This window comes from Mesorhizobium sp. M1D.F.Ca.ET.231.01.1.1 (assembly GCF_003999155.2).
Classification (GTDB): Bacteria; Pseudomonadota; Alphaproteobacteria; order Rhizobiales; family Rhizobiaceae; genus Mesorhizobium.
This window is the reverse complement of record NZ_RZOZ02000002.1, coordinates 225459-242550: the sequence shown is the minus strand read 5'-3', so window position 1 is coordinate 242550 and position 17092 is coordinate 225459. Positions and strand designations below refer to the sequence as shown.

Annotated in this window: 17 protein-coding genes; 11 read left to right on the top strand and 6 right to left on the bottom strand. The window is 64.7% G+C overall.

The genetic code is table 11. From position 1 onward, the window contains the following. Positions 1–2: 2 nt before the first annotated feature. Positions 3–1526: an HWE histidine kinase domain-containing protein gene (locus EN874_RS07515; RefSeq protein ID WP_127425989.1), complete on the bottom strand. Its 1524-nt coding sequence runs from the start codon at positions 1524–1526 to the stop codon at positions 3–5. A 139-nt stretch (positions 1527–1665) separates the two neighbouring features. Here EN874_RS07515 and EN874_RS07510 point away from each other — a divergent pair, with 139 nt between their 5' ends. Continuing rightward, a complete protein-coding gene (locus EN874_RS07510) occupies positions 1666–1869 on the top strand; it encodes a hypothetical protein (protein WP_126087240.1) in 204 nt (67 codons plus the stop codon). Positions 1870–1877: 8 nt separating this feature from the next. Here EN874_RS07510 and EN874_RS07505 read toward each other — a convergent pair whose 3' ends face one another. Further along, positions 1878–2798, bottom strand: a complete 921-nt coding sequence (locus EN874_RS07505) for a diacylglycerol kinase family protein (RefSeq protein ID WP_127425990.1) — start codon at positions 2796–2798, stop codon at positions 1878–1880. Positions 2799–3039: 241 nt separating this feature from the next. Between EN874_RS07505 and EN874_RS07500 the strand changes: the two genes are divergently transcribed. Beyond that, a complete protein-coding gene (locus EN874_RS07500; protein ID WP_127425991.1) occupies positions 3040–4356 on the top strand; it encodes a PRC-barrel domain-containing protein in 1317 nt (438 codons plus the stop codon). A 55-nt stretch (positions 4357–4411) separates the two neighbouring features. Here EN874_RS07500 and EN874_RS07495 read toward each other — a convergent pair whose 3' ends face one another. Further along, a complete protein-coding gene (locus tag EN874_RS07495) occupies positions 4412–5974 on the bottom strand; it encodes an alkaline phosphatase family protein (RefSeq protein WP_189394106.1) in 1563 nt (520 codons plus the stop codon). A 217-nt stretch (positions 5975–6191) separates the two neighbouring features. Between EN874_RS07495 and EN874_RS07490 the strand changes: the two genes are divergently transcribed. The 6 genes from EN874_RS07490 to EN874_RS07465 all read left to right on the top strand — a co-directional run bounded on the left by EN874_RS07490 (position 6192) and on the right by EN874_RS07465 (position 11719). Further along, positions 6192–7124 carry a VOC family protein gene (locus EN874_RS07490; protein WP_127425992.1) on the top strand — a complete coding sequence of 311 codons (933 nt, stop codon included), beginning with the start codon at positions 6192–6194 and terminating at the stop codon, positions 7122–7124. Between the two features lie 4 nt (positions 7125–7128). Continuing rightward, positions 7129–7767, top strand: coding sequence for an alpha/beta hydrolase (locus tag EN874_RS07485; RefSeq protein WP_127425993.1), 639 nt, complete (start codon positions 7129–7131; stop codon positions 7765–7767). Beyond that, positions 7760–8059, top strand: a complete 300-nt coding sequence (locus EN874_RS07480; protein WP_127425994.1) for a GNAT family N-acetyltransferase — start codon at positions 7760–7762, stop codon at positions 8057–8059. Before EN874_RS07485 ends, EN874_RS07480 begins: the two co-directional genes overlap by 8 nt. A gap of 281 nt (positions 8060–8340) precedes the next feature. After that, the gene (locus EN874_RS07475) at positions 8341–9399 is read left to right on the top strand and encodes a dipeptidase (protein WP_127425995.1); all 1059 of its coding nucleotides are present in this window, start codon (positions 8341–8343) and stop codon (positions 9397–9399) included. A gap of 258 nt (positions 9400–9657) precedes the next feature. Further along, positions 9658–10968, top strand: a complete 1311-nt coding sequence (locus EN874_RS07470; RefSeq protein ID WP_127425996.1) for a flavin monoamine oxidase family protein — start codon at positions 9658–9660, stop codon at positions 10966–10968. A gap of 340 nt (positions 10969–11308) precedes the next feature. Beyond that, the gene (locus EN874_RS07465; protein ID WP_127425997.1) at positions 11309–11719 is read left to right on the top strand and encodes a hypothetical protein; all 411 of its coding nucleotides are present in this window, start codon (positions 11309–11311) and stop codon (positions 11717–11719) included. A 138-nt stretch (positions 11720–11857) separates the two neighbouring features. Here EN874_RS07465 and EN874_RS07460 read toward each other — a convergent pair whose 3' ends face one another. Both EN874_RS07460 and EN874_RS07455 read right to left on the bottom strand, forming a co-directional pair. Then, on the bottom strand, positions 11858–13945 hold the full coding sequence (locus EN874_RS07460; RefSeq protein ID WP_168247408.1) for an ATP-binding protein: 2088 nt from the start codon (positions 13943–13945) through the stop codon (positions 11858–11860). Between the two features lie 147 nt (positions 13946–14092). Then, positions 14093–14821, bottom strand: coding sequence for a response regulator transcription factor (locus EN874_RS07455; RefSeq protein WP_168247407.1), 729 nt, complete (start codon positions 14819–14821; stop codon positions 14093–14095). A 94-nt stretch (positions 14822–14915) separates the two neighbouring features. Here EN874_RS07455 and EN874_RS07450 point away from each other — a divergent pair, with 94 nt between their 5' ends. Further along, a complete protein-coding gene (locus tag EN874_RS07450) occupies positions 14916–15617 on the top strand; it encodes a response regulator transcription factor (protein ID WP_127425998.1) in 702 nt (233 codons plus the stop codon). 84 nt (positions 15618–15701) lie between these two features. Here the strand turns inward: EN874_RS07450 and EN874_RS33635 are convergent, their stop codons facing one another. After that, positions 15702–15866: a hypothetical protein gene (locus tag EN874_RS33635; protein WP_168247406.1), complete on the bottom strand. Its 165-nt coding sequence runs from the start codon at positions 15864–15866 to the stop codon at positions 15702–15704. Positions 15867–16041: 175 nt separating this feature from the next. On the opposite strand from EN874_RS33635, the gene EN874_RS34045 reads away from it, so the two are divergent. Together EN874_RS34045 and EN874_RS07440 are read left to right on the top strand one after the other, a co-directional pair. Next, positions 16042–16599: a hypothetical protein gene (locus EN874_RS34045; RefSeq protein ID WP_189429039.1), complete on the top strand. Its 558-nt coding sequence runs from the start codon at positions 16042–16044 to the stop codon at positions 16597–16599. A gap of 34 nt (positions 16600–16633) precedes the next feature. Further along, the gene (locus EN874_RS07440; protein WP_127426000.1) at positions 16634–17086 is read left to right on the top strand and encodes a L,D-transpeptidase; all 453 of its coding nucleotides are present in this window, start codon (positions 16634–16636) and stop codon (positions 17084–17086) included. The last annotated feature ends 6 nt before the right edge of the window (positions 17087–17092 follow it).

Here is a 17092-nt window from a genome sequence, read left to right as displayed (position 1 = left end):
CGTCACTTCAGCAGCGGCTCGAGCGGCATCGCTATCTCGGCAAAGACGCCGCCGGGACGATATTCGTGGGTCACCTCGCTGTCGATGACCTTGGCCAGGCTGCGCCGGATCAGGATGGAGCCGAAGCCGTGGCGATCGGGGGGCTCGACCTTGGGGCCGCCGGTCTCGCGCCAGGTCAGCACCAGCCGTCTCGCGCCCTTTCGACCCTGTGTTTTCCATTCCAGATCGACTTTTCCGGTCGGAACCGAAAGCGATCCGTATCTCAGCGCGTTGCTGGCGAGCTCATGCAGGATCAAGCCCAGCCCAACGGCCTGATCCGGCGAGAGCAGGAGATCGGGGCCGGAGATCCTTATGCGGGACCGGCCGCCGGCGTCGAAGGCCTTTGCCTCGATCCTTGCCAGCTCGGCGATCCCGATGCCGCGCCATTCGCGGTCCGACAGCAAACCGTGGGCGGCGCCAAGCGCCTGCAGCCTGGCGCTGAAGGCTTCGAGAAACTCGCTCGGCTGGCGGGCATGGCGCACGGTCTGCGTCGCCAGGGCCTGGACCGTCGCCAGCGTGTTCTTGACGCGATGGTTCAGCTCGCGAAGCAACAGGCGCTGGCGCTCGTCGCCGAGCTTGCGCTCGGTGATGTCGTAGTTGACGCCGAAGATAAGCGTCGGCCTGCCGTCGCTGTCGCGCTCGACGACGCGTCCGCGCGTCGCGATCCAGCGGACCGGATGAAGCCCCTTGACGCGATATTCGCCAAAATAGTCGTCACTGCCGCTCAGCGCGTCGCGGAAGCGCGTCTCGGTCTGATAGACGTCGCGGGGATCGATGGCGCGCAGGATGTCCTTTGCCTTGAGCCGGTTGGACGGCGGCAGGTTGAAAAGCTCCGCCAAAAGCGCGTCGCAGTCGATCATGTCGGTGCGGATGTCCCAGGCCCAGCTCGCCAGCGAGGCAGCGTCGAGCGCGATCGCGCGGCGCTTTTCCTCGCGTGCCAGCTGCGCCTGGGCGATGGCGCCGTTGCGCGTGGCGTCCTTGAGCACGAACAGGCTGGCGGCAAGCTCGGCCAGCGTCTTCAACTGCGCGATCTTCTCGTCGGCCGGAAACGCCCTCGGCTTCCGATCGAGCACGCAAAGCGTGCCGACCCTGACGCCGGCAACGATCACCGGCGCGCCGGCGTAGAAACGGATATGCTCTCTGCCGGTGACCAGCGGATTGCCGGCAAAGCGCGGATCGAGCGTGGCGTCGGTGACCACCATGGGATCGTCGCCGGCGGCAATGGCATGGGCGCAGAACGAGATGGCGGTCGGCGTCTGCCTCTCGTCGAAGCCCAGCCGCGACTTGAACCAATGGCGATCGGTGTCGACCAGCGTCACCAGCGCGACCGGCGTTTCGAGTATCGCGGCGGCGAGACCGCCGATGCGGTCGAAGTCGGGATCGCCGGCCGTGTCCACGGCCCTGAGGCCGCGAAGCACGCCAAGCCGGCCCGCATCCTCGACGAAGCGGCTGACGTCGGCCGGCAAGCTGGCTGCCTTGCTACCCACCAATCCCCCATGCGCCACGCCCCGCGACAAGCGGCGGCCCGATCGCTGCCGAACCTCGCCCGCGGTTTCGGAACCTTCCCTGAAAGGGCCCGTTACCCGACCATGCCGCGCCCGCCGCCACGCAACATGGAGGCCAATAATGACCAAGATCGTTCCTGAAGACAAAGCCCGCCAGGGGCACTGGGGCTGGCACGCGCTGAGAATCCTCGTCGCCGGGCTTTTGCTGGCCTTTATCGCCTGGGCGGCGGTCGAGATCTATGGCGAGGTGATTAAGAGCCCGACGAGCGACCAGAGCGTGCCTGAGGCGCCGGCTGCCGGGCAGAAATCCCCGCAAGGCGGCTGATCGCATCATCATGCCGCCTTGGCCTGCGCATTGCTTGCCGGAACCAGCACGTTCAAGGCGCGGGGATGGATTTCGATCACCGTCTCGCGTTCCAGCCTGACCAGCTCTCCATCCATGACCGCGCTGAATTTCCTCGTCGGCGAATGGATCCTGAGAACGGCCTTGTCGGCCTGATGGATCTCGACATGCTCGCTGTCGCGCCATCGGCCGCGCAGCATGTCGAGGAGCAGCTTCGCCAGGTGGTGACGTCGACGCGCGACGCTGACATAGATGCCCAGCACGCCACCCGCCGGATTGTCAGCGTAAGGCAGATGGCCTTCGCCGAACAGATTGTTGCTGATGCCGATGCCGGTCGTGCGGGTGACGATCTCGGCGTTGCCGATGCTCAAGGTGACCTTGAGGGTACGCGGGTTCTTGATCGTTGCCCATGCCGCGCGAACGGAAGCCCGCATCTTTCCCAGCCGCGAACCGAAATCCATATTCGCCCGAAGCTGCACCATCCTCGCATGCATGCCGATCGAAAACTGATGCACGAATGGCTGGCCGTTGGCGCTTGCCATGTCGACGGCCATCACCTCGCCCCCGGCGAAGGATTTCAGCGCCGCATCCAGTGTCTGCGGGATGCCGAGCCCGCGCGCAAAGAGATTCATCGTGCCCGCCGGCAATATGGCCAGGGCCTTTTTCTTGTTCATGAGAAGGGACGCCGCCGCCGAAATCGTGCCGTCACCGCCTCCAGCGATCACGACGTCGATGTTCCGCTTCGCTATGGCCGTTTCCAATGCCGTGGCGACTTCGCGGCCGGCAACGATGTCGACCTCAACCGAATGGCCTGCCGCTTCCAGCGTCTGGCGCAGACGATCGGCAAAGGCTGAGATGTCGATCGTGCGCAGCGTGCCGCCGTCCTGGTTCAGCACCGCCGCAAAACGCATGCCCCGCTCCGTTCCTTGCAATCCCTTGGCTGAATGACCCCTCAGCCGCAGGCTGAAACGAAAACCGCCGCCGAAAGGTTCCTTGCCGGCCAGGAAACCCGGCAGGGCCAGTGCCGGCCGCTGTTTTGGAACAAGCCCCCGCTCACGACGTTGTGAAATCGTGGAACAGTGCCGCATCGGGCCGGCGTAGCCAAAGGCCCGTAGTGCGGCGTGCACCAACCAGGCACGAGGAGGAACCATCATGATCCGCACCCTTTTTGCGACGACCGCGCTTGCGACGCTGGTTGCAACCGGGGCCTTCGCCCAGACGGCAACGCCGGCACAGCCGCCTGCCGCCGAAAACCCCGCGTCAGTGATCCGCGCGGATGGCGCCCTAGTGACCAACATCATTGGCGAATCCGTTTACAATGGCACGGGCAACGACGCTCAGAATATCGGCAAGGTCGACGATGTCGTCTTCGACGCAAGCGGCAAGGCCAAGTCCGCAATCATCGGTGTCGGCGGTTTTCTTGGCGTCGGCACGAAGGACGTTGCCTTTGACTATAGCAAGCTCGAGTGGGCCGAGAAGAACGGCGACCGGTGGCTGGTGGCCAAGACGACTAAGGACGAGCTGAATGCCCAGCCTGCGTTCGACCGCAAGCCATACGATCCGGCCCCGGCGCAATCGGCAGATGCTACCCAGCCTGCAACCACTGGAACGGCGCAGGCGCCCGCTCAGCCGGCTGAACCGGTGAAGAAGGCGGACGGCAATCTCGCCACCAACATCATGGGCGAGTCTGTCTACAATGGCACCGCCGATGACGCCCAAAAGATCGGCGATGTGAACGACATCGTGCTTGCCAAGGATGGCAAGGCCGAGTCGCTCGTCATCGGCGTGGGCGGCTTTCTTGGCATCGGTGAAAAGAACGTCACCTATGACTTCGCCAAGGCAAAATGGGCAGAAAAGAACGGCGACCGCTGGCTGGTTGCCGAGACGACGAAGGAGGAGCTGCAGGCGCAGCCGGACTTCAACCGCAAGGCTTACGATCCGGCGCCGGCCTCGACAAGCACTGCTGCGTCGAACGAGACGCCACCTACCACAACGCCCGCTGTGGCGTCGTCCGACACCACGGCCGGCAAGGAGGCTAAGCCAGCCCAAACTGCGCAGGCGACCACCGAGACGAAGCCTGCGGACTCCGGCACGTCAGCCACCGACACGACGCAGACAGCTTCGATCGACAAGTCGACCCTGACCGAAATGCCGATGGACAATATCCGGGGCGACGATCTGAAGGGCGCCACCGTCTATGGCGCCAACGACGCCAAGATCGGCACAATCGGCGATGTCGTGCTGAAGGACAACAAGCCGGACGCCGTGATCGTCGACGTTGGCGGCTTCCTCGGCATCGGCGCCAAGGAAGTGGCGGTCGGCATGGACAAGCTCAAATTCATGACCGACAAGGACGGCAAGAAATATCTCTACACCAACTTCACCAAGGAGCAGCTGCAGGCGCAGACGGCCTATGACAAGGGCACCTATGCCACGAAGCGCGACCAGCAGCGGATGATTCTGAAATAGGGAACAGGGCAGTAGGGCAGTAGGGCAGCAGGAGACACCGTCTCGACATACTGCCCTACTGCCCTACTGCCTTGGCCACGTGGCCGACCACGCCATTCTCCGTAAGCTCCGCCAGCGCCAGCGACTGGTCGAGATGCCTGGCGCGCCAAGCCAGCATCCTCTCGGCGAATTCCAGTCGCGCCGGCAGGTAGGCGGGGTCGTTCGCGACGTTGCGCAGCTCGCCGGGATCCTTTGCAAGGTCGAACAACAGCGGCGGTAGGCCGCCACCGAAATGGATATATTTGAAGTCGTCGCTGCGCAGGACAGCCAGGTTGCAGTCGCGCGAGCCGATGCCGAAATGATGCTCGGCTTTGCCGTCGGCGATCTCGCGGAAATCGAATTCCCAATGCGCGGCCTCGCGCCAGTCGGTCGGCTGCTTGCCGTCGAGCCACGGCGCCAGCGACCTGCCGTCGAGATGCGGTTCGGGTGCCGCGCCGATCAGGTCGAGCAAAGTCGGAAAGATGTCGACGGCTTCGGTGAAGCGGTCGACGGATGCGCCGGCCACCGCTCTGCGGCTCGGATCGCGGATGATCAGCGGGATGTGGTAGCTGGCGTCGAAGAAGCCGCCTTTGCCGAGCATGAAATGGTCGCCCATCATCTCGGCGTGGTCGGAGGTGAGCACGATCACAGTGTCGTCCCAGCTGCCGGCCGCCTTCAGCGCTTCCCAGATGCGGCCGAGCTGCGCGTCGAGCTCGGAGATCATGCCGTAATAGATTGCGCGGATGCGGCGGAAGTTTTCCTCGCTCCAGTCCGGCACCTTGCCCTCGATGCCGGGAACGAACTTGGTCCGCTTCTGCAGGCCCAGATCGTAGGCGAGATAGGGATGGCTTTCGGCCTCGGCCTGCCAGGTCGCCGCGCGCCGGAAAGCGGGACCGTCGGCCGGATCGTACATGGTGTTGTAGGGCTCGGGCACGATGAACGGCGGGTGTGGGCTGATGAAGGAGATGTGCGCGAACCAGGGCGCACCCTGCTCGCCAAGCCAGCGAATGAATTCGCCGGCCAGGAAGGCGGTCGGCGTCTGGTCCTTCGAGTAGACCGGCAGCGCGTTGCTCACATCGCCTCCGGTCTTGCCTCGCTCGCCCGCCGGACGATGGATGCCGGGGCTGCCGGCGCTGGCGTCGATGCCCTGCATTCTCAGCCAGGACAGCCATTGCTTCTGATGCTCGGGCAGGGACTGCCGGACGCTGAAGCCGGGCAGCACGCCTTCATAGCTCCTCAGGCGCGGATCGCCGGCTGCGAGCCGGCGAGGGTCAGGCGCCACATCGGTGTAGCCGAACAGCGTCGGGTCATAACCCGCCGCGCGCGCCGAAAGCGCGATATTGCCGTGGCGGGCATCGAGCGGCGAGCCGTTGCGGCACACGCGGTTGTTCATCTGGTAAAGGCCGGTATAGAGGCAGGCGCGGGCCGGCGAGCAGGGCGCCGCTCCGCCATAGTGGCGCCGGAAGAGCACGCCTTCGGCGGCAAGCGCGTCGGTGTTCGGCGTCCTGACCACCGGATGGCCGGCGGCCGAAAGGCAATCGCCGCGCCACTGATCGCAAGTGATGAGAAGAACGTTCGGGCGGCTCACTCGGTTGTCCAAGGTCTTCTCCTCAAAACGGCGCGCCGCTCATGGAGCCGAAATTCCCGTTCATTGCAAGGAAGGCATCTTCCTCAATTTATGAACATGAACCATAGGTCCGTTCACTTTTATGAGACAGTCCATTCTGTGTTTGCCTGCTTTGCCGCCGGCGGGGCTATCCTCATATTGGCGTGGACAGCGGCGAGGGCCGCAGCAACGATAAGGAAGGAGCAGCATCATGCTCAACCAGATCAAGGGCCTGCATCACGTCACCTCGATGGCGAGCGATGCGCGCCGCAACAATGAATTCTTCACCAAGAAGCTCGGCCTGCGCCGGGTCAAGAAAACCGTCAATTTCGACGCGCCGGACGTCTATCACCTCTATTATGCCGACGAATTCGGAACCCCGGGCTCGGTGATGACCTATTTTCCGTTCCCGGATATAGGCAAGGGTCGGCACGGGGTCGGCGAAGTCGGCACCACGGTCTTCTCGGTGCCGGAAGGCACGCTCGGCTATTGGGAAAAGCGCTTCGCCGACGAGGGCGTGGGCAATGTTGCCCGTACGGAAAGCTTCGGCGAGAAGCGTCTTACCTTCACCGGTCCCGACGGCGACAGCTTTGCGCTCGTCGAGGACAAGGCCGACAGCAGAGCGCCCTGGGTGAAGGGCGGAGTTCCGGCCGACGAAGCGATCCGCGGCTTCCACTCGGTTGCGCTGAGGCTGAAGGACGGCGGCGCCACCGAGGAGCTCATGAAGTTCATGGGCTATGAGGAAGTCGACAAGTCCGGCAACATCCGCCGGCTGGCGATCAAGAACGGCAACGGCGCCGATGTCGTCGACATCGAATCGCTGCCCGGCGCGGGCTTCGCCAATCTCGGCGCCGGCTCGGTGCATCACGTCGCCTTCGCGGTCGAGGATCGCGCCAGGCAGCTCGAGGTGCGCAAGGCGCTGATCGACACGGGTTACGGCGTCACGCCGGTGATCGATCGCGACTATTTCTGGGCGATCTATTTCCGTACGCCGGGCGGCGTGCTGTTCGAGGTCGCTACCAACGAGCCGGGCTTCGACCGCGACGAGGACACCGCGCATCTCGGCGAGGCGCTGAAGCTGCCGACGCAGCATCAGCATCTGAGGCCCTATCTCGAAGAGCATCTGCAGAAGCTGGAAGACTGAGGCCATGAGCAAGGACGCTTACATCCACAAAATGCTGCCCGGTTCGCCGGGCAGCCCGCTGCTTTTCGTCTTCCACGGAACCGGGGCGGATGAGAACCAGCTTCTGTCCTTCGGTCGCGAGTTGCTGCCATCGGCGACCATCGTGTCGCCGCGCGGCGATGTCTCGGAACACGGCGCCGCCCGCTTCTTCCGCCGCACCGGCGAAGGCGTCTACGACATGGACGACCTTGCACGCGCGACGGGCAAGATGGCGGGCTTCGTCAAGGCGCATGTCGAGGCGGCAAAGCCTTCGGCGGTGTTCGGGCTCGGCTATTCCAACGGCGCCAACATCCTGGCCTCGCTGGTGTTCGCGGAGCCGACCTTGTTCGATGCCACGGCGCTCATGCATCCGCTGATCCCGTTCGAGCCGGACGTGCAGGGCAGCCTTGCCGGCCGCCGCATCCTGATCACGGCCGGCAGGCGCGATCCGATCTGCCCCCCGAACCTGACCGCGCGGCTGGAAGCCCATTTGCGGGCCGACGGCGCGGATGCCACAGTGGAATGGCACGACGGCGGGCACGAGGTGCGGCCGAATGAAATCGAAGCGGCGCGGCGGCTCTTCGCTCTCGTGTCCGCTGCCGAAGGAGACAGGAACAATGGCTGACCAACCGCCCGAGATCGAACTGGAAGACCGCGGCTCGAAGGGGCGCTACGTGCTGCGCGGTTCCGGCGGCGCCGAGGCCGAGATGACCTTTACCAAGGTCGGCGAGCACCAGCTCATCATCGATCACACCGAGGTGCCGGATGTGTTCCGCGGCCAGGGCGCCGGGCTTCGGCTCGTAACCCGCGCGGTCGAGGACGCGCGCGCCGCCGGCAAGAAGATCATCCCGCTCTGCCCCTTCGCCAACGCCCAGTTCCGCCGCCATCCGGAATGGGCCGATGTGTTGAAGCGGTAGCAAGTTCCCCCTTCTTCCCTTCTGGGAGAAGGTGGATCGGCGCGCAGCGCCGAGACGGTTGAGGGGTGCTGGACGGATCGCCGTGCTTGCCAAGCTGGAACACCCCTCATCCGTCGCCTTCGGCGACACCTTCTCCCACAAGGGGAGAAGGCATTCCCGCCACCCAGCCACAGATGCGAACACGCGTCTGGCATTTGCGCAGTTCGACCATCTTGCCTAAGTAGACAGATCACCCGCGGATTTCTCCCGCCCGACCTGCCACCTCAAAAGCGAATGGCCTGATGACCGAACCCGACCTCATTCCCGTTTTCGATGGCCACAACGACACGCTGCTGAGGCTCTACCAGTCGAAGGAAGCGGATGTCGAAAAGCTGTTCATCGAGGGCACGCCGGGCGGGCATATCGACCTGCCGCGCGCGAGAAAAGGCGGCTTTGCCGGCGGCATGTTCGCGATCTTCCCGCCGCCCATCGAAAAGACCAAGCGCAGCGCCGTGCCGCCGGCGCCGAGCGACAACGAACCCCTGCCGCCGGAACTGCCGCGCGCCGAAGCGGTAACGTCGACCATCGGCATGGCCTCGATCCTGTTCAGGCTGGAGCGTGCCGGCGCGCTCACCATCTGCCGCAGCGCCGGCGAGGTGCGCGAGGCGATGGCGAAGGGCTCGGTCGCGGCGGTGTTCCATATCGAAGGCGTCGAGGCGATCGATCCCGAGCTTGCCATGCTCGATGTGCTGCACGCCGCCGGCCTGCGTTCGCTGGGCATCGTCTGGAGCCGGCCGAACGCCTTCGGCAACGGCGTGCCGTTCCGCTTTCCGTCCTCGCCGGACACCGGGCCCGGCCTCACCGACGCCGGCAAGGCGCTGGTCAAGGCCTGCAACCAGCTCAGGATCATGATCGACCTGTCGCATCTCAACGAGAAGGGTTTTCGCGACGTGGCGGAGTTGAGCGACGCGCCGCTGGTCGCGACGCATTCCAATGTGCATGCGATCTGCGGCCACTCGCGCAACCTGACCGACTGGCAGCTCGGCGCGATCCGCGAAACGGGCGGGATGGTGGGCCTGAACTTCGCCACCGGCTTCCTGCGCGAGGACGGCAAGATGAATGCCGACACCGGCCTCGACATCATGGTGCGCCACATCGACTCGCTCTTGCAGGCGCTGGGCGAGGACGGCGTCGGTCTGGGTTCGGACTTCGACGGCGCCATGATCCCGGCCGTCATCGGCGACGTCGCCGGCCTGCCGAAACTCATCGATGCGCTGGCCGCGCGTGGGTTTGGGCGCGCGCTGATCGAGAAGATCGCATATCGCAACTGGCTGAATGTGCTGGAAAGAACAATAGGGTGAGCCACACTTACCGGGCCCAAAGCGCGTCGCGCTGAAACGGATTCAGGCGGGGCGCTTTAGGTCTTTGTCTTTATGCATATCGTTCCCCTGATACCGCTGCACATTTCGCAGCGACATGCATTAGCCGATACGCTTCAGCCATTCCTTTGGTCGGTACGGCCCATGTCGACATAACGAAGATGCTTGACGGGGTGAACGCCGCACCCTCATCTGCGCGGTTGGGAGCCGGTCGAACTGCCGGCAGATCAGGGCCGGCAATTGAGCAGCAAGATCGAAAGCATCGACGTTGCGATCATTGGAGCGGGGTTCACCGGCCTCTGCGCCGCGCTCGAACTCAAGCGCGCCGGGACCGATTTCCTGCTGTTCGAGGCGCGTGATCGCGTCGGCGGTCGCGTGGAGGCCATGCGAAACGGGCTGGGCGAACGGATCGACAGCGGCGGCCAGTTCCTGTGCCAGGACATGCCGGAGCTGATGGCGTTGGCGCAGGCGCATGGCAAGACATTGGTCGAGACCCATTTCGATGGCAACTTCATCACGCATCCGCCAATGTCGGTCGATCAGGCGGGGCGGACCTACCATGCCGCGATGGCGATCCGCGAGCGGATGAACTGTATCGAGCCTGAGGATCCGGCGATCGCCGGTCTGACCGTCGCCGACTGGCTGGGCCGCCAGAAGGACGCGGCCGATGCCAAGTCCGCCTTCCGTTCGATGATCGAGGGGTTGTGGTGCCTGGCGATCGACAAGGTGCCGCTCTGGCACCTGATCGACAACGACCGTCGCATCACCAACGAGGCGCCGGAGCTACAGTATTCCCTGCACGAGACCATGCAGTCGCTCGCCGACGATCTGGCCGGCGATATCTTTGACCGGGTGCGGCTAAGCGAGCCGGTCACGCGCATCGAGCACGGCCGCGAAGGCGTCGGCGTCAGCACGGCGAGCGGTGTCATCGAAGCGCGCCAAGTCCTTGTCGCCCTGCCACCGGCGACGGCCGCGAAGCTCGAGTTCGCGCCCGCCTTGCCGACCGCGCTGACCAGGGCGCTGGGCGCCTGGGAAAGCGGCGCGGTTATCAAGATCGTGGCGCGCTATGCCAGGCCCTTCTGGCGGGAGCGAGGATTGAGCGGCATGGTGATGTGGCGCGACCTGCCAGGCTTGTTTGCCTGTGACGCCAGCAGGGATGAGGAGCACGCCGCGCTCACCGTCTTCATCGGCGGGCCGCTGGCGTTGCGCTGGCGCAAGTTGGGCGAGATGGCCCTGCGTGCGGAAGTGGGGGCAAGACTTGCCGATGCGCTCGGTCCGAAGGCGGTCGACATGCTCGATTTCAACCAGCGCGATTGGACACATGACCGCTGGAGCGGTGGCGCCTATGGCGACCTCATCGTCGATGTGACGGCAAGGGATGCGGAAAGTACCATCCTTGCCGGCGCGCCACCTGTCCATTTCGCTGCTTCGGAACTGTCGCCGTCATTTCCCGGCTATGTCGAAGGCGCGATCGTGGCGGGGCGTATCGCCGCCCGGAAGATCTCGGCCGCGACTCAATCGGTCAGGGCGACGAGAGCCTCGAGATCGTAAGCGGGCGGATCGGCGCGCCGATCGGAATGTCTGCCGCGCCGACGTCGTCGCCCCCGGTCACTGAAATCGGTTTCCCCGGCTCGGCATCTCAAAGATCAGTGTCTGCGACGCCGATTCAGCGCGCTGTGTGAGTTCGCTTACAGTTCGCGAAATCCGGCTGTGCATGAGTTCACTAAGCCGGAAGCGGCGCGCGCCAGGCGGTTGGCAGGGACGGGTGTCGCGGCGAAGGTCGCTGTTTCAATCCTGTTACACGGGTAATCGCGCCCTACCATTCGCTCGTTACGCAGTGCGCGTACGTTCGTTTCATAAAGGAAAAGAAAGATAACGAAGGGAACCGCCGATGTTTACGAAAGTCCGGATCGCCGACAGCAGCCGCCGTGCCCATGGCCCCGAGCGTAATGACCGCCGGCCGAAGCTGGCGTTGCGCCAGCGCGCCAGCGACCATCCGATGGCGATGTTCATGCTGTTGGGCGCCACGGCCTTTACCAGCATGGTGCTCGCGCCTGCCGCCGGTCCCGCTTTCGCTTCGATCAATCCTCCGGCCAATGTCGTGGAAGGCGCGCCGACCACGCTCAAGACCGCGCGCCTGCCGCAGCCGCAGGTCGACTTCGCCTGCAAAGGCCAGAACTGGGGCGCCGAAAGCCCAGAGTGCCTGCGCGCGATCGCCGAGCAGTCCGGTCAACACAGGGCCCACGCGGTGCGCATGATCGCCAACGCCGCGCCGCTCACCAACACCCCGAACGTTTTTTGAGGCTCCCCTGAGCGCACCCTCCGCGCTCCAGTCAGGCTCCCGCCGCAAAGTCGGTCGGGAGCCTCTTTTTTGGACCTGTCGATATTCGGGTGAGGCCGGCCTGACCGGAATCTCAACAGACCCTGGGGGCGCAGAATTTCAGCCTTCCACGGCCGCCTGATCGGCAATGGCGGAAAGGACGCCGCGGACGTCGAGCGTCGAGAAAGGCTTCTCCAGAATCTGCGGCCGCTGCTGCGGCGGCAGCGCGTCGATCTCCGCCTTGGCGCCGACAAGGTCGCCGGTGACCAGCACGAAACGCTGCGCCAGCTCCGGCTGTTCAGCAAGCAGCTCGCGATAGATCGATATGCCGCTGGTGCCCGGCATGCGCAGGTCGGAAAAGACGATGTGCGGCGGTATCTGGCCGCTCAGCACCTCGCCGGCGGACGTCCAGCTCGGCACGATACGTGACTTGACCCCCATCAGCTCCAGTATATCCGAGAGCGAAGCGGCGACGTCGGGCTCGTCGTCGATGATCAGCGCGTGGCGCAGCCCGCTCGATCGGACTGGACTTTCGCCTGCCCTTGCCGCATCGCCGGCAATGGCCGGCAACTGGACGACGAAGCGCGCGCCATGCGGGTCAACCTCTTCGAACCAGATGTTGCCGTTGTGGCGCTCGACGATCGATTTCGAGATCGACAGGCCGATGCCGGTGCCGACGCCGACCGGCTTGGTGGTGAAGTAGGATTCGAAGATGCGCGAGCGGATCGCCTGGGGAATGCCGGGTCCGTTGTCTTCGACGGAGAACCCGGGATTGCCGCGCTCGCTGCGAAAGGTCCGCACCTTGATGCGCCGTTCGCCGGTGATGCCAGCCAGCGCGTGCTGGCTGTTGATGAGGAAGTTGGCCGCGACCTGCGTGACATGGTCGGCGTCCGCCATGGCGAGCAGCGGGCCGTTGGCGAAGTCGGTGTCGATGATGATGCCGGTGGAGCGCGCGCCGTAGGCGGTCACCTCGAGCGCCGAGCGCATCACCTGGTTGAGGTCGGTTTCGGCCTGCTCGGTCGGATGCAGACGCACCATCGAGAGGAAGCTCTTGACGATGCGCCCGCAGCGTTCGGCGGCCGCGCGCACCTTTTCGGCCCGCACCTTGGTCTGCGGGTCGGTCGCGAATTCATGCAGCAGGGTCGATTGCGCGACCACCACCGCCAGGGGGTTGTTGAGCTCATGCGAGACGCCGGCGAGCAGCGAGCCCATCGCCGCCATCTTTTCGTTCTGGTGCAGCTTCTCGCGCTGGCGGTTGATCTCTTCCTCGGCGTGCAGCTTCTCGCGCAGGTCGCGGATCGAGCCGAAGATCAGGCGGCGGTCGGCGACACGCATCTCGGTCGCCGTCAGTTCGATCGGAAAGACCTCGCCGGCGGCATTCTGGGTGACGGTCTCCATCCGCTGGCCGACCATCGGCGCGCCACGGCCCGACATGTATTCGGCCCCCGAGGCATAGCCCTTGCGGTAGTAGATCGGCACGATGGTGTCGAGCAGGTCCTTGCCGAGGATGTTGCTGCGCGGGAAGCCGAACATCTTCTCGGCCGCGGGATTGAATTCGATGATCGAGCCCGCCTCGTCGATGACGATGATGGCGTCGAGCGAAGCCTGCAGCATGGTGCGGCGGATGACTTCGCTGGCATGCGCCTCGGACGGGGAGTGTTCGATGGCGTCGCCGATGGCTAAAGCGATGATGTGGAGCGTCGCTTCTTCCTCGTCCGTCCATTCGCGCTCGGCCACGCAGTCGTTGACGGCCAGCGTGCCCCAGAGATGGCCGTGGGCGAAGACCGAGACCGACAGGAAGGACTTGATGTTCTGCTTCTCGAAATCCGTCCGCAGAAAACCGTCGAGGTTGCGCGTGTGGCCGGCAAAGACCTTGCCCTGGCGCTCGTCTTCCTGCAGCCGTTCCAGCAGCGGATCCGAGTTGATGAGCGATTGCACGATCACGGTGGGCGATGCCAGCTCACCGCCGAACTCCGGGTCGATCCAGTAGGCCGAAACGGACTGGGCAAAGCCCTGGCCCGGCAGTTCGCGCAAACGGAAGAGAATGCCGCGCTGGCAGTCCATCGAGCGGCACAGCGTTTCCAGTATGCCCTCCATCTCGCGCTGCCAGTCGCCCGCCTCGCGAAGTCGGCGCACGACATGGACAGCCGCCATCGCGGCGCCCTGGCGGGAGCCGTGCATGTCCATCCGTGCGGCCTCAGCTGTCATCGTCGAACGTCATCCCCGGGGCATATCGGTAAACCATGAAATCCAGTACACAAGCCCCGAAAATCGATCGCGGTTTTCGGGAGCCATGCGCTGGATCGGCATGCTACAGCGTCCGTCGCGTATCCGGAAGGATGCGCGGCGCCGGAGTCAGTTGCCGTCGCCGGTCGGCAGCGAGAAGATATAGCCTTCGCCGCGCACCGTACGCAGGAATTTCGGATTAGCGGGGTCCGCCTCGATCTTTTTCCTCAGGCGCATGATGCGGATGTCGACCGCGCGCGAAGACTCAGGGTCCTCGACAAAGCCGATCGCCTCCGAGATCGCGGCCCGCGTCAAAAGCCGGTTGGCGCGGGTGAGGAAGACTTCCAGCACGTCGAACTCGCTCTTGGCCATCTCGATGACCGCGCCATTGGCGCCGGTCACCAGCCTGCCGTCGAAATCGGCCTGGAAGCCGCCAAAATTCATGAAGCGGCGCGTGCCGGCCTCGGCCTTCGCGGCCTGCGGAGCGACCGGCTGCGGCACGCGGCGCAACACGCTGCGGACCCTCGCCAGCACTTCGCGCAACTCGTAGGGCTTGACGATGTAGTCGTCGGCGCCGAGCTCCAGGCCGACGATGCGGTCGAGCGCGGTGCCGGCGGCGGTGGCATAGATGATGCCGATCTGCGTCCTGGAGCGCAGCCAGCGGCCGAGCGACAGGCCGTCCTCGCCGGGCATGGCGATGTCGAGGATGGCGAGGTGGAAGGGCTGCGCCTCGAGCAGGCTGCGCGCCGCCGCGGCATTCTCGGCCGTGGCGACGTCATAGCCGCTGGCGCCGAGATACTCGGCAACCGCTTCCCTCAGGTCCGGCTCGTCCTCGACGACGATAACGCGCGCCTTCACAATGGTCTCGCTCCCGCTTTCAGCGGAAAGTAGATTGGGTATAAACATGATGTCCAGCGCTCATCTCAAGTTGTCTGTGGCGGGGTGGAGAAAAATGGCAGCACGATCCGTCGTCGCGCTTGTGTCCGTAGCCGAAGTGGTGGCCGGCGACCTTGCCGACCATCTCGAGCGGCGCGGGCACGACGTGCGCCTGGCGCGCCAGCCCTGGGAGGCCGAGTCGCTGCTTTCGGCAGGGGGCATCGACGTCGTGGTCGTCGGTGACGACGTGACCCAGGCGGAGGGGCGCGAACTGCTCAAGCGCTATAGTAGCCAAGGTGGGGGCGGCGAGGGTGGCTCCGACTTCATCCTGATCTGCCGGCCCGCCGATCTCGTCGACAAGGTGCTGGCGCTGGAGCTCGGCGCCGCCGACGTGATCGAAAGCCCGCTCAACGTGCGCGAGCTGGCGGCGCGTATCGGCGGCCTGCTGACGCGGCGGGGCCGCAACACCCAGGAACTGATTGTGCTGGAGAACGCCACCGTCGACTTGAGGTCGGCTATGGTCATGCATCGCTCCGGCGCCGAGGATCAGCTCTCGCCGGGGCAGGTGGCGCTGCTCAGGCTGTTTCTGGCGAGCCCGCGAAAGGTGCTGACGCGCGACGACATCATTGCCGCCGCGCCCGCCGAGAATGCCGATGCCTTCGACCGCTCGATCGATTCGCGCATCGTGAGGCTGCGTCGCAAGCTCGATACGGAGACCATCACCACCATCAGGGGCGCCGGCTACCGCTTCGATCCGCCGACGTCGCGCACCGACTGAACCGAGGGTGGCCAGGGTTCTTCCTTGATCCTGCATCGGATTGCCCCAAAGCCGCTTCGCACTTTTTGGGTCCGAGGCTCGCGCCTATCGCACCACCAGCACCGAGGGACCCGAGGGCAGGTCCGCGCTGGCGGTGATTTCGACATGGGCGCGCTCCTTGAGCAGCACCGTTGCGAGCGCGGCAAAGCCGAGCAGTCCTTGCGCGTAGAGCAGTGCCGAAAGCACGGAAGCTGCAAATCTGGTGTTCATGTCGTTACCCCCTAAATCGATATGTATTGGTGCTTCAGGAAACTCCCGAAGCGCCCGCGCCGCTGACGGAGCCCCCCGCTGCGGCGCGGGCCTTCGGTCCTCTCGGCAGCAAGTAGCCGGAGGGGCCGCGAGTCCTCATCAACCAAAGGCCGACCCGCCAGAGGGCCTTCAGCCGGTGGACGCGCAGGCTGGAAACAATCCAGACCGTGGCGATGAACAGTGCAGCGTGCAGCGTCGAAACCTCGCCGGAATTCATGGCGCCAAAATTCAGGGCGCCAAAATTCAGGGCGCCAAAATTCAGGGCGCCAAAATTCAGGGCGCCAAGCGTCGTCACCGGGTTGCCGGCGACAGTGCCGGCGGGGCCACCGAGGATGATCGCCGCGACGCCGATCCTGAGAAGCCAGGTGCGTGGTTTCGATTTCCTGCCCATTTTCGTTTGCGTGTCTGTTCCCGTTGCGTCGACATTGCCGCCGGCCTGTATCCGCATCATGCCGCGCGAGCCGCGCTTTGTTGCAACCCGGTTTCGAGATCGGCGAAACGACTTTTCGCATCAAGGCCATACGCGTTTTCGTTTGCCAGCTTCCCCCAATTTTTCGTTAATCATACCCGGATCCGCGAGCCGATTTCGTCAGCGGCGCCGTTAACCTCGGGAAACAGATTCGAAACAGAAGCGAGCATCAAGCGAAATAGCCTTGAAACAGGCGCCCACGATAAGACGGCCCATCGAAATTGAAGCCGGCCGGACCGGCATAAAGAGAGGGATCGTCATGCACACTGCCATTTCCGCCAAGCTCATCAACGTCTCGGCCGCCGCGCTCACACGCGCGGCACTGCTCTTCGGCAGCAATGCCGCTCACGCCAACCAGATCGTCGCCCGGGTTTCGCTGTCGCAGCAGATCATGGAAGTCACGGTCGACGGCCGGCCGACTTTCACCTGGAAAGTGTCGACGGGCGACAGGGGGCACATCACGCCGACGGGGTCGTTCAAGCCGACCCGCCTGCATGAGATGTGGTATTCGAAGAAGTACGACAACGCGCCGATGCCGCATTCGGTGTTCTTCAGCGGCGGCTACGCCGTGCACGCAACCTACGCCATCAAGCGGCTCGGTAGTCCGGCCTCGCATGGCTGCGTGCGGCTGCATCCCGATGCCGCGGCCGATTTCTACCAGCTCGTCGAGGCTTTCGGCCCGGCCAATACCAGCATCGTGATCGTCAAGTAGCGGGCT